Origin of the sequence: Bacillus aerolatus (genome assembly GCF_009183655.1) — a bacterium.
Lineage (GTDB): Bacteria > Bacillota > Bacilli > Bacillales > Domibacillaceae > Pseudobacillus > Pseudobacillus aerolatus.
The window spans coordinates 158836-177337 of sequence record NZ_WEIO01000001.1; the positions used below are offsets into that span (position 1 = coordinate 158836).

Sequence of the window (18502 nt, forward strand, 5' to 3'; positions counted from 1 at the left end):
ACCAAGGCGCTTCCGCTTTTCTAGTTATATTTATGAAACTTTTGCTTTACAATGAACGTATAGGAGGAAGAGGGTTTTTTGAGGGGTGGTGAGTTTGATAAGGAAATATGTCGCTTTGTTGTTTGGGCTTGCCTTGTTTTTGATGGGGCTGGGAATGCCGGCTGTTACGCAGGCGAAGGAGCCGTTGGTGTATGTAGTACCGGTGCATAATGAGGTGGAAAAAGGGCTGTATGCTTTTATGAAGCGCTCGTTTAAAGAGGCGCAAGAACACGGGGCGCAGTTAATTGTATTGGATATTCATACACCGGGGGGAGCGGTTGATGCAGCTGGAGAAATCGGCAAGCTGATGGATGAAACGAATATCCGGACGGTTGCGTTTATTAATGACCGGGCGCTGTCGGCGGGTGCGTTCATCTCTCTTCACGCCGATGCAATCTACATGGTGCCGAATGCGCAAATGGGAGCTGCGGCGATCATTGATCAACAAGGAAATATGGCGGATAAAAAAGCGCAAAGCTACTGGCGCTCGGCGATGAAAAGCGCTGCGGAAACAAGCGGCCTCGACCCGAAATATGCCATTGCGATGGCCGACCCGGACGTAAATATACCAGAATACAATGCCGGCAAAGGCGAATTGTTAACGTTTTCATCTAAAGAAGCGCTCGAAACGGGTTATTCAAAAGCGACAGTCAGCCGCCTGGATGAGGTGCTGCAGCTTGAAAAGGCAGAAGGGGCGGCCGTAGTGGAATTAAAAGAAAGTTGGGCGGAGAAAGTGGCCCGGTTTGTAACGAATCCGATTGTTGTTCCCATTTTATTATCGTTGGCTAGTCTCGGGTTGATTCTCGAGTTGTATTCGCCTGGATTTGGTTTACCTGGTTCTATCGGCCTCAGTTCGCTTTTGTTGTTTTTTTACGGTCATTTAGTAGCAGGTCTCGCGGGGTATGAATCGGTATTGCTGTTTATTGTAGGGGCTATACTCATTGTTGCTGAGCTTTTTCTTCCGGGCGGGATTGCCGGCATATTAGGCATTGCAGCTGTAACAGGAAGCATTTTGCTCGCGGGCGATGATGTGAGATGGATGGGCTTATCTTTAATAATAGCCATGGCGGTAGCCATTACTGCCATGATTTTAATGGTAAAGGTGCTTGGTAAAAAGATGAAATTTTTCAAAAAAATTATTTTAACAGATTCTACAAATTCGGAAAGCGGTTATGTGTCAAATGTAAACCGAACTGAACTTTTAGGGAAAATCGGAATCACAAAAACCCCATTCCGCCCAGCTGGGACTGTTGTGATTGATGGTGAAAGAATTGATGCTGTCACCGAAGGAGGCTTTCTCGGTGCGGAAAAAGAAGTGAAGGTAGTGAAGGTAGAAGGAGCGCGCATTGTCGTCCGAGAATTAGAAGAATAGGGAGGAAGAAGAATGGATCCTAGTTTGATGTTAACTCTTGCAGTAATTGTAGTGGGTGTCATTATTTTATCAGTTTTCTTCACGTTTGTTCCTGTCATGCTGTGGATTTCCGCGTTAGCAGCAGGAGTAAGAGTCAGTATTTTCACGTTAGTCGGTATGAGACTTCGCCGGGTTATTCCGAGCCGTGTCGTCAATCCGATGATTAAAGCGTCAAAAGCAGGGCTGAATGTCACGACAAATCAGCTGGAAAGCCATTACTTAGCAGGAGGAAATGTAGATCGTGTCGTCAATGCGTTAATTGCAGCACAACGGGCTAATATCGAATTATCTTTCGAACGGTGTGCAGCAATTGATCTGGCCGGTCGTGACGTATTGGAAGCGGTGCAAATGAGTGTCAATCCGAAAGTTATTGAAACGCCTTTTATCGCTGGTGTGGCGATGGATGGAATTGAAGTGAAAGCGAAAGCGCGCATCACCGTTCGAGCCAATATTGAACGCCTAGTCGGGGGAGCGGGTGAAGAAACAGTCGTCGCCCGTGTCGGTGAAGGGATCGTCTCTACAATCGGTTCAAGTGACAATCATAAGAAAGTGCTTGAAAATCCCGATATGATTTCACAGAAGGTCTTAAGCAAAGGATTGGATGCAGGTACAGCATTTGAAATCTTATCGATTGATATTGCTGATGTTGATATCGGCAAAAATATTGGCGCCGAGCTTCAGACAGAGCAGGCGGAAGCGGATAAAAAGATTGCCCAAGCGAAAGCAGAAGAGCGCCGGGCGATGGCTGTTGCGAGTGAGCAGGAAATGAAAGCGCGCGTACAGGAAATGCGTGCAAAAGTTGTGGAATCGGAAGCAGATGTACCGCTTGCGATGGCAGAAGCACTTCGCACTGGCAATATTGGCGTTATGGATTATATGAATTATAAAAATATTGATGCTGACACTGGCATGCGCGGTTCGATCGGTAAAATGGCCGGCGGCAAAAAAGACGGCAAAGGCGATGAAAGCTAACCAACCGGCCTTGTTTGAAGGGAGGGTTTTGCGATGGAAACAATTATTATAGCCATTCTAGTCGGGCTTTTCTCCCTCATAACCAATCGGAAAAGCGGCAGTGAGAAAGAGAAAAAATCAGCTCCTAAAAAAAATAAACCATCAAGGCCGGCATCAGCAAAAAGTTTTACACAGGTGGAACAAAAGATTAAAACAGCAAGACCGGCATTAAATGAAAAGTACGAAGAAGCCAGAAAAGAAGCAGGCAGGCGCGAGCGATCACCGGGGCGGCTGAGCCGCTATCAGGAGGAAAGTGTCAAAAAAGAAGAAACGGCAGATTCTAATGAATTCGGCTTTGAAATCGAATCTGATGATTTAGCCAGAGGAGTCATTTTCTCCGAAATCCTTGCTCCTCCCAAGGCTTTAAGGAGGAAATAAACTGACATGTTCCCCCCTCTCTTTTCATACATATGAAAAGAGAGGGGGGTTCTTTTTTATGGCGAAAAAGTGGGGAGAGCAAATGAAAGGCTGGCTGACAAAATCGATGAATCTGCCCGAAGATGTCATGATGGACCTTCCCCGGATCACGATGATCGGTCAGTTGCATATTTATATTGAAAACCACAGAGGACTGCTTGCTTTTTCGGATAAAGAAGTGAGGCTGCTGCTTGCAAAAGGCCAGCTTTTAATTAAAGGGCAGGCGTTTACGATCAAAACCATTTTGCCGGAAGAAATATTGATTGAAGGAAAAATTGAGAAACTCGTTTATTTGGAAGGGTAAGGGGGAAAAAGCTTGAACAATCAGTGGCTTGCTTTTTTTCAAGGAGTTGTCGTAGTGAAAGTGCAAGGGCAAGGAGCAGAACGGTTCATCAATCGGCTGAGCCGTTCCCGTGTCCCAGTTTGGCAAGTGAGCAGACAGGGGGAACAGACCATTTCGTTCTCCTGTTCTCTCAAGCATATCCATGAGGTGAGAAAAGCAGCGCGGGCCTTCGAAGGGGATGTCCGTTTCTATAGAGGGGAAGGTTTCCCTTTTTTACTGAAAAGGCTGCTAAAAAGTTCGGGTTTTGTGATCGGCGCGGTTGGTTTTTTGGTCATTATATTGCTGTTATCTAATGTTGTCTGGCGAATAAATATCGGCGGAGCCAGCCCGAAGATGGAACACGAAATACGCAAAGAGCTTTCTCGCATGGGCGTCGAAAAAGGAAAATTTATCCTTGGTTTAGACGATCCTGAAACAGTACAGAAAAAATTGTTAAACCGCGTGGAAGGGCTGACATGGATTGGCGTAGAAGTAAAAGGAAGCACCTTTCATTTTCGTGTCGTGGAAAAAACCGAACCGAAGGAAAAAAAGCAGAAAGGTCCGAGGCATCTCGTAGCAGCAAAAGATGCTGTAATCGTGAAGTTGTTTGTTAAAAAGGGACAGGCCGCTGTGAAGAGAAACCAGTTTGTCCATAAAGGGCAGCTGCTCGTCTCAGGATTGATCGGCACGGAAGAAAAACAAACAAAAATAGCAGCTGATGGGGAAGTGTTAGGAGAAACTTGGTACAAAACAACAGTGGAAATGCCTGTAACGACTGATTTTCACGTTTTGACCGGCCGTCAGGTGCAAAAGCATTTGCTGGAAATGAAAACATTGAGAGTGCCTGTATGGGGATTTAAAAATCACTCTTTTGCTAATCATAAAAAGGACGAGCAAGTGCATTCTGTTTCTTTTCTCGGTATAAAACTGCCAGTGAACTATGTGGAAAAAACGTACTATGAAAGCGAGCAGACAAGCCGCTCTTACACAGAAAAAGAGGCTGAACTTCATGCGCTCAAGGCAGCGAGAGAAGATTTGCAGGCGAAATTGTCTGAAAAAGCGGTTATCAGCGGTGAAAAAGTTTTGCAGAGGCAGTTCACGAATGGTAAAGTAAAATTGTCTGTACACTTCCAAGTACTAGAAAATATAGCAGTAGGGAAACCAATCACTCAAGGAGACAAAAAGAATGCCAGAAGAAAAAAACATAATGAATATTCAGCTCGAAAACCCGAATGAAGCCGCGGCCTTATTTGGGGTATCAGATAAAAATCTAAGCGTTTTAGAAGAAGAGTTTGATGTATCTATTGTAACAAGAGGTGAATCGATTCATATCGCCGGCGAAGAAGAGAAAACGGAACTCGTCAAAGAAATTATTTACCGTTTGTTATTAATTATTCGTAAAGGAATTAATATTGGCGAACGGGATGTTATGAATGCAGTGCAAATGGCGAAGCGCGGGACGATTGAATACTTGGATGAACTGTATGACCAGGAAATCACGAAAAATGCAAAGGGAAAATCGATACGCATTAAAACACTTGGCCAACAGGAATATGTAACAGCGATCCGTAAACGGGATCTTGTATTCGGCATCGGCCCGGCAGGAACAGGGAAAACATATTTAGCAGTGGTTATGGCGGTTCATGCTTTGAAAACTGGACAGGTCAAACGAATTGTTTTAACGCGTCCGGCAGTAGAAGCAGGCGAAAGTCTCGGTTTTCTTCCTGGGGACTTGAAGGAAAAAGTAGATCCGTATTTGCGGCCGCTTTACGATGCTCTTCACGATGTCCTTGGCACTGAACATACACAGCGGCTGATTGAAAGAGGTACGATTGAGGTGGCACCGCTTGCGTACATGCGCGGCCGGACGCTTGATGACGCGTTCGTGATATTGGATGAGGCGCAAAATACGACTAAAGCGCAAATGAAAATGTTTTTAACACGGCTCGGTTTCGGATCGAAAATGGTGATTACCGGTGACCGCACACAAATTGATTTGCCAAAAGGAGCGCAATCGGGGATCATTTCGGCGGAACAGATTTTAAATCGTGTGTCTTCTGTTTCCTTTATTTATTTAGAACAGAGTGACGTCGTCCGCCATCCGCTCGTTGCCCGGATCATCCAGGCGTATGAAGAAGCTGAAAGTTAACAGGCAGCCTGCGGGCTGTCTGTTTTACTATTTTTTCTTTCATGGGAGCGGCACATGATTTTTTTAGTGAAACCTGTTATGATTTTACGTGAAACGCTAAAAAGATTTTCTGCAAGAATGGAAAAGCCGTATCGGCAGCTCTTGGCTGCGGCAGAGGTGCCCGGTGAGAACGGAGGAAAAGAAGATGAGTTTAGTGATAGATATAATCGATGAAACGGAAGGACTAAAAGCCGAAGCTTTTCAACTTGTAGAAGCGCTGTTAAAGTTGACAGCAGAAAAGGAAGGCGCCGCACAAGACAGCGAGGTGTCGGTAACGTTCACTGACAATGAAAGGATAAGGGAAATTAACCGTGAATATCGCCAGAAAGATGAGCCGACAGATGTTATTTCTTTTGCGCTCGAGGAAATGGACGGAGAGGAAATAGAAATCAGCGGCGCGGATGACCTGCCCCGTGTACTTGGAGACATTGTCATTTCCGTTCCTCGTGCAAAGGAACAGGCAGAAGAGTATGGACACACCTTTGAGCGGGAACTTGGTTTTCTTGCCGTGCACGGACTTCTTCACTTGCTCGGATATGACCACATGACAGAAGAAGAAGAAAAAGAGATGTTTCAAAGGCAAAAGGAAATTCTTGATGAATTCGGGCTGCAGCGATAAGTATATTTTTCGCTGGAAACGGTTCGTGGCCTCTTTTCGATTTGCGCTCAACGGCCTGCGTCTCGCTGCGAAAGAGCCTAATTTCCGCTTTCACTTAGCTTCCGCGGCAGCAGTCGCAATGGCAGGCTTTTGGCTGTCTCTGACACGTACAGAATGGCTGTTCATCCTAATTATGATTTTTGGTGTGATGGCGCTTGAAGTCGTAAATACTGCAATCGAAAAAACAGTTGATCTAGTTACGGAAGATCTCCATCCGTTGGCGAAAGAAGCGAAAGATTTAGCAGCGGGAGCTGTCCTGCTTTTTTCTTGTCTAGCTCTTCTGACAGGAGCAATCATCTTCCTGCCGAAGGTCTGGCGATTATTTTAGATAATTTAGATTTTTCAGAAATATTTTCAGTAAATGGATTACAAATGAGCTGTTTTATATTAAAATAGAAAGTAAAGGAGCATTAATTTGAAAAGAGAACAATTAATTCAGGAAGCTAAAGCAGCTAGAGAACGCGCTTATGTTCCTTATTCAAAATTTCCAGTAGGAGCTGCGCTTCTGACGAAAGATGGCAAAGTCTTTCACGGATGCAATATAGAAAACGCCGCCTACAGTATGTGTAATTGTGCAGAAAGAACGGCTTTATTTAAAGCATGGTCTGAAGGGGAGAAGGAATTTGCAGCGATGGCTGTTATTGCTGATACAGCACGTCCTGTGTCTCCGTGTGGTGCATGCCGTCAAGTGATTTCCGAGCTTTGCACATCTGATATGAAAGTAATTTTAACGAACTTGCAGGGAGATATAGAAGAACTAACTGTTGAGAATTTGCTGCCAGGGGCATTTTCACCGGAGGATTTACATGAGTAGACAAGAAATGAATTCAACATACAAATCTGGTTTTATTTCGATTATCGGCCGCCCGAATGTCGGCAAATCCACTTTTTTGAATAGGGTAATCGGACAAAAAATTGCTATCATGAGCGATAAGCCGCAAACGACGAGAAATAAAGTACAGGGTGTATATACGAAAGAAGACGCACAAATGATCTTTATAGACACGCCGGGCATTCATAAGCCAAAGCACAAGCTTGGAGACTTCATGATGAAGGTAGCTGTCAATACGTTAAGGGAAGTTGACCTCGTGCTGTTTATGGTGAATGCAGAAGAAGGTTATGGCCGTGGCGACGAATTTATTATTGAAAAACTAAAAGGTACTCAGACGCCTGTTTTTCTCGTTATGAATAAAATTGACCGTGTTCATCCCGATCAATTGATGGAGCTGATTGATCAGTATAAAGATTTGTATCCGTTTTCGGAAATCATTCCTATTTCTGCCCTGGAAGGAAATAATGTGGAGCGTCTGCTCGATCAAATTGAAGAAAATCTTCCGGAAGGACCGCAATATTATCCTGCCGATCAAGTGACAGACCACCCGGAGCGTTTTATTGTTTCTGAGCTCATTCGGGAAAAGGTGCTTCATTTAACGCGGGAAGAAGTACCTCATTCCATCGCGGTCGTTATCGATAAAATGGAGCGCCGCGAAGATAAAGACATCATCAATGTAATGGCGACAATTGTAGTGGAGCGCGATTCCCAAAAAGGCATCGTTATCGGCAAGCGCGGAGCTTTGTTGAAAGAAATCGGCCAGCGGGCACGGCATGATATTGAAAACCTGCTCGGCTCCCAGGTGTTCTTGGAATTGTGGGTGAAAGTCCAAAAAGATTGGCGTAATAAAGCCTCCAATCTTCGTGATTTTGGATTCCGTGAAGACGAATATTAAGTAAGGAAAAATTAGAAATTTTTGCTCCTCATAATCAAAAAGTAATCGGTGAAGCTAATAAGGAAGCCACAGGTGAATGCCAGTTTCAAATTAAGAAAGGCGGGAAAAAACATGTTGGATCTTACGTGGAAGGTCTTTTTGGAGACAGGAAGTGTAGAAGTGTACCTTTTATACAAGGAAATTGAAAAAGACAACGAGAACTCCCCATTTGAACAAGAGCACCGGCTGGCTGGCCTTGACTTCCCGGTTACCCGGATGACGAATTGAGGAGGATAGAAGGGCGGCCTTCTCATGCTTCAAAAGATCGAAGGAATTGTAATTCGAACATCTAATTACGGTGAAACAAATAAAATAGTAACGATTTTCACGCGGGAGAAAGGGAAGCTCGCTTTTATGGCACGAGGAGCTAAGAAGCCGAACAGCCGTCTCTCTTCCGTTACCCAGCCATTTACCCACGGCAGCTTTTTAGCCCATTCTGGAAGCGGCCTTGGCACGTTGCAACAAGGGGAAATGTTATCATCCATGCGGCATATTCGCGAAGACTTAATGGCAACCGCTTACGCTGCTTATATGGCTGAACTGCTTGATAAAAGCACCGAAGAAAAGCAGCCGAACCCTTATTTATATGAGTTTTTCGAGCAGTCACTTCATTACTTGAATGAAGGCTATGATGCCGAAATCTTAACGAATATATTCGAAATGAAAATGCTGCAAGTAATCGGTCTTCGTCCCGAACTGTCGAGTTGTGTGAACTGCGGCAGTCAGGAAGGCCGGTTTGCTTTTTCTATTCGAGAAAACGGCCTGCTCTGTCACCGCTGTTTTGACATCGACCCATATTTGCTGCCGCTGTCACCAGCCGCGGTCAAACTGTTGCGGCTGTTTTATTTCTTCGATTTAAGCCGGCTCGGCAGCATCAACGTAAAAGAAGAGACGAAAAAAGAACTGCGGGCAGCTATCTCGATGTATTACGACGAATATTCAGGTCTGTATTTAAAGTCCCGCAGGTTTCTTGACCAAATGGAGAAAATGCAGGCGATGCTTGGAGAAAAGAAAGATGACGATTGACAAATCGCTCATTTTCGTTTAAGTTTTTTATATCCAATCGAAATAAATATTAGCTGCAGTGAAGGAATAGAGTACTTGATTTCCTCTTTTACAAGCGAACCCGGGATGGTGGAAGCCGGGGGAAAGAGCATCAGGGAAAGGCGGTCCGGAGCAGTTTTTTTAAAAGAGGCCGTGTGAATACGGCAAATAGGGTGGAACCGCGGGTAACTCTCGTCCCTATGCACATTATGTGCATAGGGACGAGAGTTTTTTTATTTAAGAGAGAGGGGCATAGCTATGAATATTCAAGAAATGATTTTAACTTTGCAAAAACATTGGTCTGATCACGGGTGTATTTTAATGCAGGCGTATGATGTTGAAAAAGGAGCCGGCACGATGAGCCCGTATACATTTTTACGGGCAATCGGTCCAGAACCATGGAATGTTGCCTACGTGGAGCCGAGCCGGCGCCCGGCAGACGGCCGCTATGGAGAAAATCCGAACCGCTTGTATCAGCACCACCAGTTTCAAGTAATTATGAAGCCATCTCCTGACAATATTCAGGAAATGTATCTTGATTCGTTAAGATCGCTCGGCATTGACCCGCTGGAGCATGATATCCGCTTTGTAGAAGACAACTGGGAAAACCCGTCTCTTGGCTGTGCGGGCCTTGGCTGGGAAGTCTGGCTCGATGGTATGGAAATCACCCAATTCACATATTTTCAACAAGTCGGCGGACTCGAGTGCAAGCCGGTTTCAGTGGAGATTACATACGGAATTGAACGGCTCGCATCCTACATTCAGGAAAAAGAAAACGTCTTTGATCTTGAATGGACAAAAGGGTTTACAGTGAGAGATATTTTTTACCAGCCTGAATTTGAGCATTCTAAATATACGTTTGAAACATCAGATGCGGATATGCTGTTTCACTTATTTACTGTTTATGAGAAAGAAGCAAAACGCCAAATGGATGAAGGGCTCGTCCATCCGGCGTACGATTATGTGTTGAAATGTTCCCACGTATTTAACATTCTTGATGCGAAAGGGGCCATTTCAGTCACAGAACGAACAGCTTACCTCGGACGCATGCGCGGTCTGGCGAGACAAATAGCAAAAACATTTTACGAAGAACGGGAAAAACTAGGATTTCCAATGTTAAAAGGGAAAGGGGAGCCGGAACATGAATAAAAGAGATTTGCTGTTAGAGGTTGGCCTGGAGGAAATGCCGGCCCGCTTTGTTACAGACTCGATGAATCAGCTTGGCAGCCGGGTGGAAGAATTTTTGCAGGAACGAAAAATTTCTTATGGTAATATCAAACTTTATTCGACACCCCGCCGTTTAGCTGTCTTTGTTCAAGGAGTGGCCGAAGCGCAAGAAGATATTGAAGAAGAAGCAAAAGGGCCTGCGAAGAAAATTGCGCTGCAAGAAGACGGTTCATGGTCAAAAGCGGCCATCGGCTTTACGCGGGGACAAGGGATGTCGGTGGAAGACATTTACTTTAAAGAAGTAAACGGTGTTGAGTATGTTCATGTGAATAAATTTGTAAAAGGAAAGCCGGCCATCGATTTGCTGCCACAGCTGCGGGAGGTTATCGTCGGGCTGCACTTCGGGAAAAATATGCGCTGGGCGGATAATGAGCTCCGCTATATTCGGCCGATTAAATGGATCGTCGCATTATTCGGATCAGAAGTGATTCCTTTTGAAATCATCAATGTGTCCACTTGGCAAAAAACTCAAGGGCACCGTTTCTTAGGTGAAACAGTGACAATTACTTCCCCGGCAGAATATGAAGAACAGCTGAAAGCCCAATTTGTTATTGCAGATCCTGCTGAACGAAAAGATATGATTCGTCGTCAGCTCGCTCAGCTAGAAGCGGAAAATTCATGGGTCATTCCTGTCGATGAAGGGCTGCTTGAAGAAGTAAACAACTTAGTCGAATATCCGACAGCTCTGTCCGGTTCCTTCAACAGAGAGTTTCTTGAGCTGCCAGAAGAAGTGTTGATTACATCGATGAAAGAGCACCAGCGCTATTTTCCGGTGAAAGATGAAACGAATACATTGCTTCCTTTTTTTGTGACTGTCAGAAACGGCGACAGCCGCTCCCTTGATAAAGTAGCCCGTGGAAATGAAAAAGTGCTTCGGGCCCGGCTGGCAGATGCCGACTTTTTCTATAAAGAAGATCAAAGTAAAGACATTGACTTTTTTTTAAGCAAATTACAGGCGATCGTATACCATGAAAAAATCGGCACATTAGCTGAAAAAGTGAGCCGCATTCGCCGTCTGTCTGCCAAGTTGAGCGAGCTAGCCGGTGCTATGAAAGAAGAACAGGAAAAAGTCGACCGGGCAGCAGAAATATGTAAATTTGATCTTGTGACACAAATGGTGTATGAATTCCCCGAGTTGCAAGGGATCATGGGGGAGAAATATGCGTTGCAAAAAGGAGAAGACCGTGAAGTCGCCCAAGCGGTCAATGAGCATTATGAACCGCGTCATGCAGATGGAGAGGCGCCAAGAGCATTCACTGGTGCGATTGTCAGTCTGGCGGACAAATTGGATACGATTGTGTCCTGTTTCGCTGTAGACATTCTTCCAACAGGCTCTCAGGACCCTTATGCTCTGCGAAGACAAGCGGCAGGCATTGTGCTTATTTTAGAGGAAAAGAAATGGAATATTCCGCTGGAAACCGTTTTAGAGACAGCCATTGCTGTCGTGAAAGAAGACGGAATTGGAGAAAAAGAAACCGGCCTTCTTTTAGAAGAGTTGACTGCTTTCTTCAAGCTTCGAATAAAACACAGCCTGCAAGAACGAAATGTCCGTTATGACTTTATTGATGCAGTGCTGGCAGGTCGTGTCGGTTCCTTGCCTTCCTTATTTGCCAAGGCAGCTGTGTTAATGACTCACAAAGAAGAAGCGGGCTTTAAAGAAACAGCGGAAGCGCTCAGCCGCGTCGCCAATATTGCCAAAAAAGCAGAAGTGCAATCTTCGATTAATGAGCAGCTCTTCGAAAATAAAGAAGAAAAAGTATTATATAAAGAATTTCTTCGTGTGCAGCAAGGACTGGAAGAGACGGGAGAGGCAGAAGAACAATTTGCTCTCCTTGAAAGCTTAAAGCAGCCTATTGAACAATACTTTGATCATACGATGGTTATGGCAGATGATGCGGCTGTAAAAGAAAACCGCTTAAATCAAATGAGAAAATTGGCTGCCCTTATTTTGGAATTTGCAGATTTCAATAAATTATTAGTGAAGTAACGCATGTTCGCAGGCGTTGCAATAAAACATTTTATATGTTTCGATTATCCAGCTATGCCAGCGCAAAAAAGCAACGGTCGTATGGAAACTTTTCTTTTCATTTCGGTTAAATAGTATATAATATTTATTATATGGTATAACACTTTTGAACGATTGAAGTGTAGGCGCCTGTTTGCAGCTATGAATAATGAGGAAATCAAGCTTTTGATGATTTTCAACAGAAAAAAACAGGTGCCTATGCTGCTATTGCGCGTTAGGTGGTGAGGAAGATCGAACTTAATAATCGTCAAGAAAAAATCTTGCAAATTGTCAAAGATAATGGTCCAATTACCGGTGAAAATATTGCCGAGCGATTGAATTTAACGAGGGCGACATTGCGGCCGGACCTGGCTATCTTAACGATGGCTGGCTTTTTGGACGCAAGACCGCGTGTCGGATACTTTTATACAGGGAAGTCAGGCACTCAGCTTCTCACGGAAAACTTAATGAAAATATACGTAAAAGACTATCAGGCGATCCCGGTTGTCGTACGAGAAAATGTCTCTGTATATGAAGCAATTGTAACGATGTTTTTAGAAGATGTCGGCACGTTATTTGTTGTGGATGAACACAGCCATTTAGCCGGAGTGCTTTCGCGGAAAGATTTACTTAGAGCAAGCATCGGCAAACAGGATTTAAATGCGATACCAGTCAATATTATTATGACGAGAATGCCAAATATTACAGTTTGTGAAAAAGATGACTTGCTGATTGACGTTGCTAAAAATTTAATTGAAAAACAAATAGATGCAGTGCCGGTCGTCAAAAAGGCAGAAACAGGCTATGAAGTAACCGGCCGCATTACGAAAACAAGTATTGCCAAGGCGTTTGTTTCGCTGGCAGATGACGACTGATGCACGCTTGAAGAGGAGGTCCTAATTTTTGCTGAATGATCCAATCATATATATTGTTTCCGATTCAGTAGGTGAAACAGCTGAGCTTGTCACAAAAGCGGCTGTTAGCCAGTTTAACGGATCGCATGCCGTGATTAAACGATTTCCATACGTAGAAGACATTGCTAACATTGATGAAGTGATCGACTTGGCGAAAAACGAGCAAGGCATTATTGTTTATACGCTTGTTAAACCGGAAATCAGAAATTATATGAAACAGCAGGCGCAAAAAGAGAACATTGTCATTTTTGATTTGATCGGTCCATTGATGGATGAACTTGAATCATTGTATGGGCGTCCTCCTTTGATGGAGCCGGGCCTTGTTAGAAAGTTGGATGAAGAGTATTTTAAAAAAGTGGAAGCGATTGAATTTGCAGTGAAATATGATGATGGACGCGACCCGCGTGGATTGCTAAAAGCGGATGTGATCTTAATCGGCGTCTCGCGGACATCAAAAACGCCGCTTTCTCAATATCTTGCCCATAAGCGCCTGAAAGTGGCGAACGTTCCGCTCGTTCCGGAAGTAGATCCTCCTGAAGAATTATTTGCCATTCCCCCGGAGAAATGTTTCGGCTTAAAAATCAGCCCGGAAAAGCTGAACCAAATTCGCAAAGAACGCCTCATCTCGCTTGGTTTGAACGACAGCGCGAGTTATGCAGACCTTGAGCGGATTAAAGCGGAAATTTCTTACTTCGAAAAAATTACGAACCGCATCGGCTGTGAAGTCATTGATGTGACGAATAAAGCAGTGGAAGAAACAGCCAACATCATTTTAAGCAAGTACCACAAGAGAAAATAGCGCATAATCTTCTGATTGTGTGCTTTTCTTTTTTGTCATAAAAAATCAATGGTCTTTTTAAAGGAAATATACTATAATAAAAAATTGTGATAAAAATGTATTTAAAACAGGTTTAACGCCTTGAATAAAGGAATAAACTAATTATGTGCTGCCCAGAAACGCATTTTCTCAATAGCGGACAATAGTTCGGTTTTTTTTTAGGATATTTCGCATTGGAGAAGGATTCTAATCAAGCTTGTAGAATTATAATGCATAGGAAAGAAAGAGAAATATGATAATATTTGTCGATTTTCTTTCCATCCGCCGACCCGGCAGCAAAAAAACAACAATAATGCTCTATGGAGGGGGTTGGACGGGGCTTTCGAGAAAAAATCAGCCGATTGACAATCAGCCGGTTGAAAAAGCTGCAGGAAATTCAGTTTTTTTATCGAACATTAGTATAGCTGGTGATGTATACGTGGCAGGAAAAATTCCTGAAGAAACGATTCAACAAATTAAGCAGTCGCTGGATATTACTGAAGTAATCGGTGATTACGTTCAGTTGAAAAAGCAAGGACGGAACTTTTTCGGCTTGTGCCCGTTTCATGGAGAAAACTCTCCATCCTTCTCCGTGTCACCTGATAAGCAGATCTACCATTGTTTTGGGTGTGGGGCTGGAGGAAATGTTTTTTCTTTTTTAACAGAAATTGAAAACATCTCTTTCCAGGAAGCGGTCGGAAAATTGGCTGAGCGTGCAGGTATAGCCGCGGATGTGTCTATCCCTGCTGAAAGCCGCAGCCAGCCCGTTTCAAAAGAGCATGACCAAATGATGAAAGCTCATGAGCTGCTGGCGAAATTTTATCATCATTTGCTTTTGAATACGGCAGAAGGCCAGGAAGCTCTCGACTATTTGGAAAAACGCGGGTTCTCTAAAAACGACCTTGAAACGTTTCAAATTGGCTGGTCGCTTCCAAATTGGGACTTTACCGCCAAGTTTCTACAAAAGCGTGGGTTTACACTTGAATGGATGGAAAAAGCGGGCTTAATTATTCGAAAAGAAGAGGACGGAAATTATTTCGACCGGTTCCGTGGAAGGATTATGTTTCCTCTTCATGATGAAAAAGGCAAGGTAGTTGCTTTTTCCGGACGTGCGCTTCACGAGGAAAAGCCTAAATATTTAAACAGCCCGGAGACGCCTGTTTTTAATAAAAGCCGTCTCTTATATAATTTTCACCGGGCAAGACCAGCGATTCGCAAGCAGCATGGCGCCGTTCTTTTTGAAGGGTTTGCCGATGTTATTGCGGCGGCAGGAGCTGGTGTAGAAGCAGGGATCGCCACGATGGGAACGTCTTTAACTGATGCTCACATCCAGCAAATCAAGCGGACAGCCGACCAGGTAATTATTTGCTACGATGGCGATTCAGCAGGTATACAGGCTGCCTTCCGCGCATCGGGTCTTTTGGAAGGCAGCGGCTGTGACGTAAAGGTCGCCCTCATTCCAGATAAAATGGACCCGGACGACTATATAAAAAAGCACGGCGCCGAGAAGTTTCGAAATAACATTATCGGAACGGCGATGACGCTGATGGCTTTTAAAATGGAATATTACAAGCAAGGAAAAAACCTGCAGGACGAGGCACAAAAGCTGCACTACATTGAAGAAGTAGTAGCTGAAGTGGCTAAGTTAAAAAAAGCGGTCGAACGAGATTATTATTTAAGGCAAATTGCCGACCAATTTTCTCTATCGCTTGACGCGTTAAAACAGCAGGAAAAACAACTGTTTTTCAAGGAAAGGAAAAAGCAGCCGCCTAACGAGCGGACGTTTCAGCCAGCTTCAGCTCCTCAAATGCAAAAAAGGCTTTACCCGGCTTTTCAGACAGCTGAGCGCAGGTTAATTGCCCATATGCTGAAAGATGCCGATACGGCTTATAAAGTGAAGGAATTGCTGAGTGGCGAAACATTTAACCTTGATGAACACCAAGCCATTTTTACGTATTTACTTGGCTTTTATGAAGGAGGCAACATGCCGGATTCAAGTGCATTTATTAGTTTTCTCCCGAATGCCAACTTGTGCCGCCTCGTTTCAGATATAGAAATGATGATGGTAAGTGAAGTGGTAAATGACGAAGAAGTGCATGATTATATAAAAGAAATATTTAAATATCGCAAAATTCTTGAAATAAAAGCAAAAAAACAAAGGCAAGTGACAGCGGAAAAAGCAAAAGATTATCAAACAGCCGCTCAAATTGCCATGGAAATTGTGAAGTTGAAAAAAGAATTACGTTAATATGAAAACGCAGTATGAGGCAAGGATGTTGGAAGGAGGGGGACGACAAATGACTGAAAAGTCTACACGTTCCAAAGAAACCGAAGTAACTTTAGAAAGAGCAAAAGAGCAAATTCTTGAAATAGGTAAAAAAAGAGGCAAGCTATCCTACGACTTTGTGGCCGATAAATTATCGCCATTTGAAGTGGAATCTGACCAGATTGATGAATTTTATGAATACCTTGGCGAACAAGGTATTGATATAACGAATGAAGAAGATGAAGAAGAGGATCCAAACATCCATGAGCTTGAAAAGGAAAGCGAAGAGTTTGACCTCAATGATTTAAGTGTTCCGCCGGGCGTGAAAATTAATGACCCTGTACGTATGTATTTGAAAGAAATTGGCCGGGTTGATCTTCTATCTGCAGAAGAAGAAATTCAGCTGGCTACCCGGATTGAAGAAGGCGATGAAGAAGCAAAGCGCCGCCTCGCTGAGGCGAACTTGCGCCTTGTTGTCAGTATTGCAAAGCGTTATGTCGGCCGCGGCATGCTGTTCCTTGACTTAATTCAAGAAGGAAACATGGGTTTAATTAAAGCTGTTGAAAAGTTTGACTACCGAAAAGGCTTTAAATTCAGTACGTATGCCACATGGTGGATCCGTCAGGCGATTACGCGCGCGATTGCCGACCAGGCGAGAACGATCCGGATTCCTGTTCATATGGTAGAAACAATTAATAAGCTGATTCGTGTCCAAAGACAGCTTCTTCAGGATCTTGGCCGTGAACCTTCTCCTGAAGAAATTGCGGAAGAAATGGATTTAACGCCTGAAAAAGTCCGCGAAATTTTAAAGATTGCCCAAGAACCCGTTTCCCTTGAAACACCAATCGGGGAAGAAGATGATTCCCATTTAGGTGACTTTATTGAAGATCAGGAAGCGACATCTCCATCCGAACACGCTGCTTATGAACTATTGAAAGAGCAGCTGGAAGATGTGCTTGATACGTTAACAGACCGGGAAGAAAACGTACTGCGCCTCCGCTTTGGATTAGATGACGGGCGCACGCGCACGCTCGAAGAAGTCGGTAAAGTATTTGGCGTTACCCGCGAACGGATCCGTCAAATTGAAGCGAAAGCTTTACGCAAACTCCGCCATCCAAGCCGCAGCAAACGATTAAAAGACTTTCTTGAGTAATCCATACGGACGAACTGCAGAGTCTTATGCCGGTTAACAGAATGTTGGCCTTGTTCTAATAGTTTACTTCTTACAAGAAGTAAACTATTTTTTTACATAAAAAGCAGGTATTCCGTCTTTTTTCCCGAATAAGTTATGACAGGATGTGACAACGGATGAAAGACGAAAAAAAGCTCATAATAATTAAAGAAATTCACTTCTGGAAAGAAAATCACATGCTGCCAGATCATTATTGCGATTATTTGCTGACACTTTATACACAAGGAGAAGAATTGCCGGAAACCGCTGTCGGAAAAACTGCCTCTAAGCGCCTGTTTGCCAGCAGCCTACTCGTTTCCCTTTTCTTTTTGCTGATATCCTTATTTGTTCTATATTTTACTGAATTGTCTTTCCCTTTGCAAATGACGATTTTGGCAGTTTTTGTCGTTTTTTTAATGACGTCAGCCATTTACTTTTCTAAAAAAGGGTTTGTTCTGCCGCTTCTGTATGCCGTTGCAGCGATTTTGTTTTTAATTTTCACGGTGGAAATGCATGAAAAATTGCTGGGGAATGATCAAAATACGCTTTACATGCTATTGTTTTTCCACTGTTTACTTTGGTGGGCAGCAGGCAGAAAACTTCGGCAGGTTTACTTTGCTATTTCAGCGTGGCTCGGCGTCATATTGCTCATTATTTTTATTGTTATATAATTTAAAAAGTTTCCAAAAAGAAAAAAGAGATCCATTTTTTTAATAAATAAGAAAAAAAGAGAAGGGAATGTGTCTAATTTACGACAAACGGGTAAAAACTTCTATGTAAGGGCTTTTCGTCTCTCTCATTTTAAAGTAGAATAATAAGTGTTTGTACTTTCTATTTGTTATTTGCATACATAAGGGAGGTTAAGAAATGAATCGTAATCCAATCATTCCGTTTTTGCTGATTGCCGTATTTGGTATCGGTCTGATTTTCTTCCTTTCTTTAGAAGGACTTAGTAATTCTAAAGAAATGGCTAAAGAAGAAAAAGGCGGAGAAACTACAGAAGAGCAGGCAGGAGCATTTGATCCGGAAGGCCATTACAAACAGTCTTGCATAGGCTGCCACGGCGGTAACTTTGAAGGTGGAGCAGGTCCTGCATTAAAAGGTATCGGCGAGAAATTGTCTAAAGACGAAATTAAAGAGGTCCTTGTAAACGGTAAAGGCTCTATGCCTCCAGGTCTTGTTCCAGCTGAAAATGCTGATGCAATGGCTGAGTGGGTAAGCAAAATTAAATAATATAAAAAAGTTC

21 protein-coding genes and 1 other annotated feature are annotated in these 18502 nt (G+C 43.5%); all 21 genes read left to right on the forward strand.

The window, feature by feature from the left end; all coding sequences use genetic code 11:
* Positions 1 to 142 precede the first annotated feature (142 nt).
* The 21 genes from F9802_RS00825 (at position 143) to cccA (ending at position 18489) form a co-directional block, all read left to right on the forward strand.
* A complete protein-coding gene (locus F9802_RS00825) occupies positions 143 to 1411 on the forward strand; it encodes an NfeD family protein (RefSeq protein WP_152149738.1) in 1269 nt (422 codons plus the stop codon).
* A gap of 12 nt (positions 1412 to 1423) precedes the next feature.
* Positions 1424 to 2422, forward strand: a complete 999-nt coding sequence (floA, locus tag F9802_RS00830; protein WP_152149255.1) for a flotillin-like protein FloA — start codon at positions 1424 to 1426, stop codon at positions 2420 to 2422.
* A 33-nt stretch (positions 2423 to 2455) separates the two neighbouring features.
* The gene (locus F9802_RS00835) at positions 2456 to 2839 is read left to right on the forward strand and encodes a hypothetical protein (protein ID WP_152149256.1); all 384 of its coding nucleotides are present in this window, start codon (positions 2456 to 2458) and stop codon (positions 2837 to 2839) included.
* A gap of 58 nt (positions 2840 to 2897) precedes the next feature.
* Complete coding sequence (gene yqfC, locus F9802_RS00840) at positions 2898 to 3182, forward strand: sporulation protein YqfC (protein WP_152149257.1); 285 nt, start codon at positions 2898 to 2900, stop codon at positions 3180 to 3182.
* Positions 3183 to 3194: 12 nt separating this feature from the next.
* Positions 3195 to 4436 carry a sporulation protein YqfD gene (gene yqfD, locus F9802_RS00845; RefSeq protein WP_152149258.1) on the forward strand — a complete coding sequence of 414 codons (1242 nt, stop codon included), beginning with the start codon at positions 3195 to 3197 and terminating at the stop codon, positions 4434 to 4436.
* Positions 4387 to 5349 carry a PhoH family protein gene (locus F9802_RS00850; protein WP_152149259.1) on the forward strand — a complete coding sequence of 321 codons (963 nt, stop codon included), beginning with the start codon at positions 4387 to 4389 and terminating at the stop codon, positions 5347 to 5349. The genes yqfD and F9802_RS00850 overlap by 50 nt, the downstream gene beginning before the upstream one ends.
* A 54-nt stretch (positions 5350 to 5403) precedes the next feature.
* A complete protein-coding gene (locus F9802_RS19470) occupies positions 5404 to 5562 on the forward strand; it encodes a hypothetical protein (RefSeq protein ID WP_191991720.1) in 159 nt (52 codons plus the stop codon).
* Positions 5534 to 6007: an rRNA maturation RNase YbeY gene (ybeY, locus tag F9802_RS00855; RefSeq protein WP_152149260.1), complete on the forward strand. Its 474-nt coding sequence runs from the start codon at positions 5534 to 5536 to the stop codon at positions 6005 to 6007. Before F9802_RS19470 ends, ybeY begins: the two co-directional genes overlap by 29 nt.
* The gene (locus F9802_RS00860; protein WP_152149261.1) at positions 5985 to 6374 is read left to right on the forward strand and encodes a diacylglycerol kinase family protein; all 390 of its coding nucleotides are present in this window, start codon (positions 5985 to 5987) and stop codon (positions 6372 to 6374) included. The genes ybeY and F9802_RS00860 overlap by 23 nt, the downstream gene beginning before the upstream one ends.
* Positions 6375 to 6461: 87 nt before the next feature.
* Positions 6462 to 6860: a cytidine deaminase gene (locus F9802_RS00865; protein WP_152149262.1), complete on the forward strand. Its 399-nt coding sequence runs from the start codon at positions 6462 to 6464 to the stop codon at positions 6858 to 6860.
* Positions 6861 to 6867: 7 nt separating this feature from the next.
* Positions 6868 to 7773, forward strand: coding sequence for a GTPase Era (gene era / locus F9802_RS00870; protein WP_152149739.1), 906 nt, complete (start codon positions 6868 to 6870; stop codon positions 7771 to 7773).
* A 111-nt stretch (positions 7774 to 7884) separates the two neighbouring features.
* Complete coding sequence (locus F9802_RS00875) at positions 7885 to 8040, forward strand: YqzL family protein (protein WP_152149263.1); 156 nt, start codon at positions 7885 to 7887, stop codon at positions 8038 to 8040.
* 24 nt (positions 8041 to 8064) lie between these two features.
* Entirely contained in the window at positions 8065 to 8838 is a 774-nt protein-coding gene (recO, locus tag F9802_RS00880; RefSeq protein WP_152149264.1) for a DNA repair protein RecO, read from the forward strand.
* A 49-nt stretch (positions 8839 to 8887) separates the two neighbouring features.
* Positions 8888 to 9059, forward strand: a binding site (T-box leader).
* 55 nt (positions 9060 to 9114) lie between these two features.
* A complete protein-coding gene (gene glyQ, locus F9802_RS00885; protein WP_152149265.1) occupies positions 9115 to 10005 on the forward strand; it encodes a glycine--tRNA ligase subunit alpha in 891 nt (296 codons plus the stop codon).
* The gene (gene glyS / locus F9802_RS00890) at positions 9998 to 12070 is read left to right on the forward strand and encodes a glycine--tRNA ligase subunit beta (RefSeq protein WP_152149266.1); all 2073 of its coding nucleotides are present in this window, start codon (positions 9998 to 10000) and stop codon (positions 12068 to 12070) included. Before glyQ ends, glyS begins: the two co-directional genes overlap by 8 nt.
* A gap of 257 nt (positions 12071 to 12327) precedes the next feature.
* Positions 12328 to 12963 carry a helix-turn-helix transcriptional regulator gene (locus F9802_RS00895; protein WP_152149267.1) on the forward strand — a complete coding sequence of 212 codons (636 nt, stop codon included), beginning with the start codon at positions 12328 to 12330 and terminating at the stop codon, positions 12961 to 12963.
* Between the two features lie 31 nt (positions 12964 to 12994).
* Positions 12995 to 13801 carry a pyruvate, water dikinase regulatory protein gene (locus F9802_RS00900; protein WP_404799133.1) on the forward strand — a complete coding sequence of 269 codons (807 nt, stop codon included), beginning with the start codon at positions 12995 to 12997 and terminating at the stop codon, positions 13799 to 13801.
* A 457-nt stretch (positions 13802 to 14258) separates the two neighbouring features.
* A complete protein-coding gene (dnaG, locus tag F9802_RS00905) occupies positions 14259 to 16067 on the forward strand; it encodes a DNA primase (protein WP_152149740.1) in 1809 nt (602 codons plus the stop codon).
* Between the two features lie 49 nt (positions 16068 to 16116).
* On the forward strand, positions 16117 to 17238 hold the full coding sequence (gene rpoD / locus F9802_RS00910) for an RNA polymerase sigma factor RpoD (RefSeq protein WP_152149269.1): 1122 nt from the start codon (positions 16117 to 16119) through the stop codon (positions 17236 to 17238).
* Between the two features lie 155 nt (positions 17239 to 17393).
* The gene (locus tag F9802_RS00915; protein ID WP_152149270.1) at positions 17394 to 17927 is read left to right on the forward strand and encodes a hypothetical protein; all 534 of its coding nucleotides are present in this window, start codon (positions 17394 to 17396) and stop codon (positions 17925 to 17927) included.
* 196 nt (positions 17928 to 18123) lie between these two features.
* Positions 18124 to 18489, forward strand: a complete 366-nt coding sequence (gene cccA / locus F9802_RS00920; RefSeq protein WP_152149271.1) for a cytochrome c550 — start codon at positions 18124 to 18126, stop codon at positions 18487 to 18489.
* Positions 18490 to 18502: the final 13 nt, after the last annotated feature.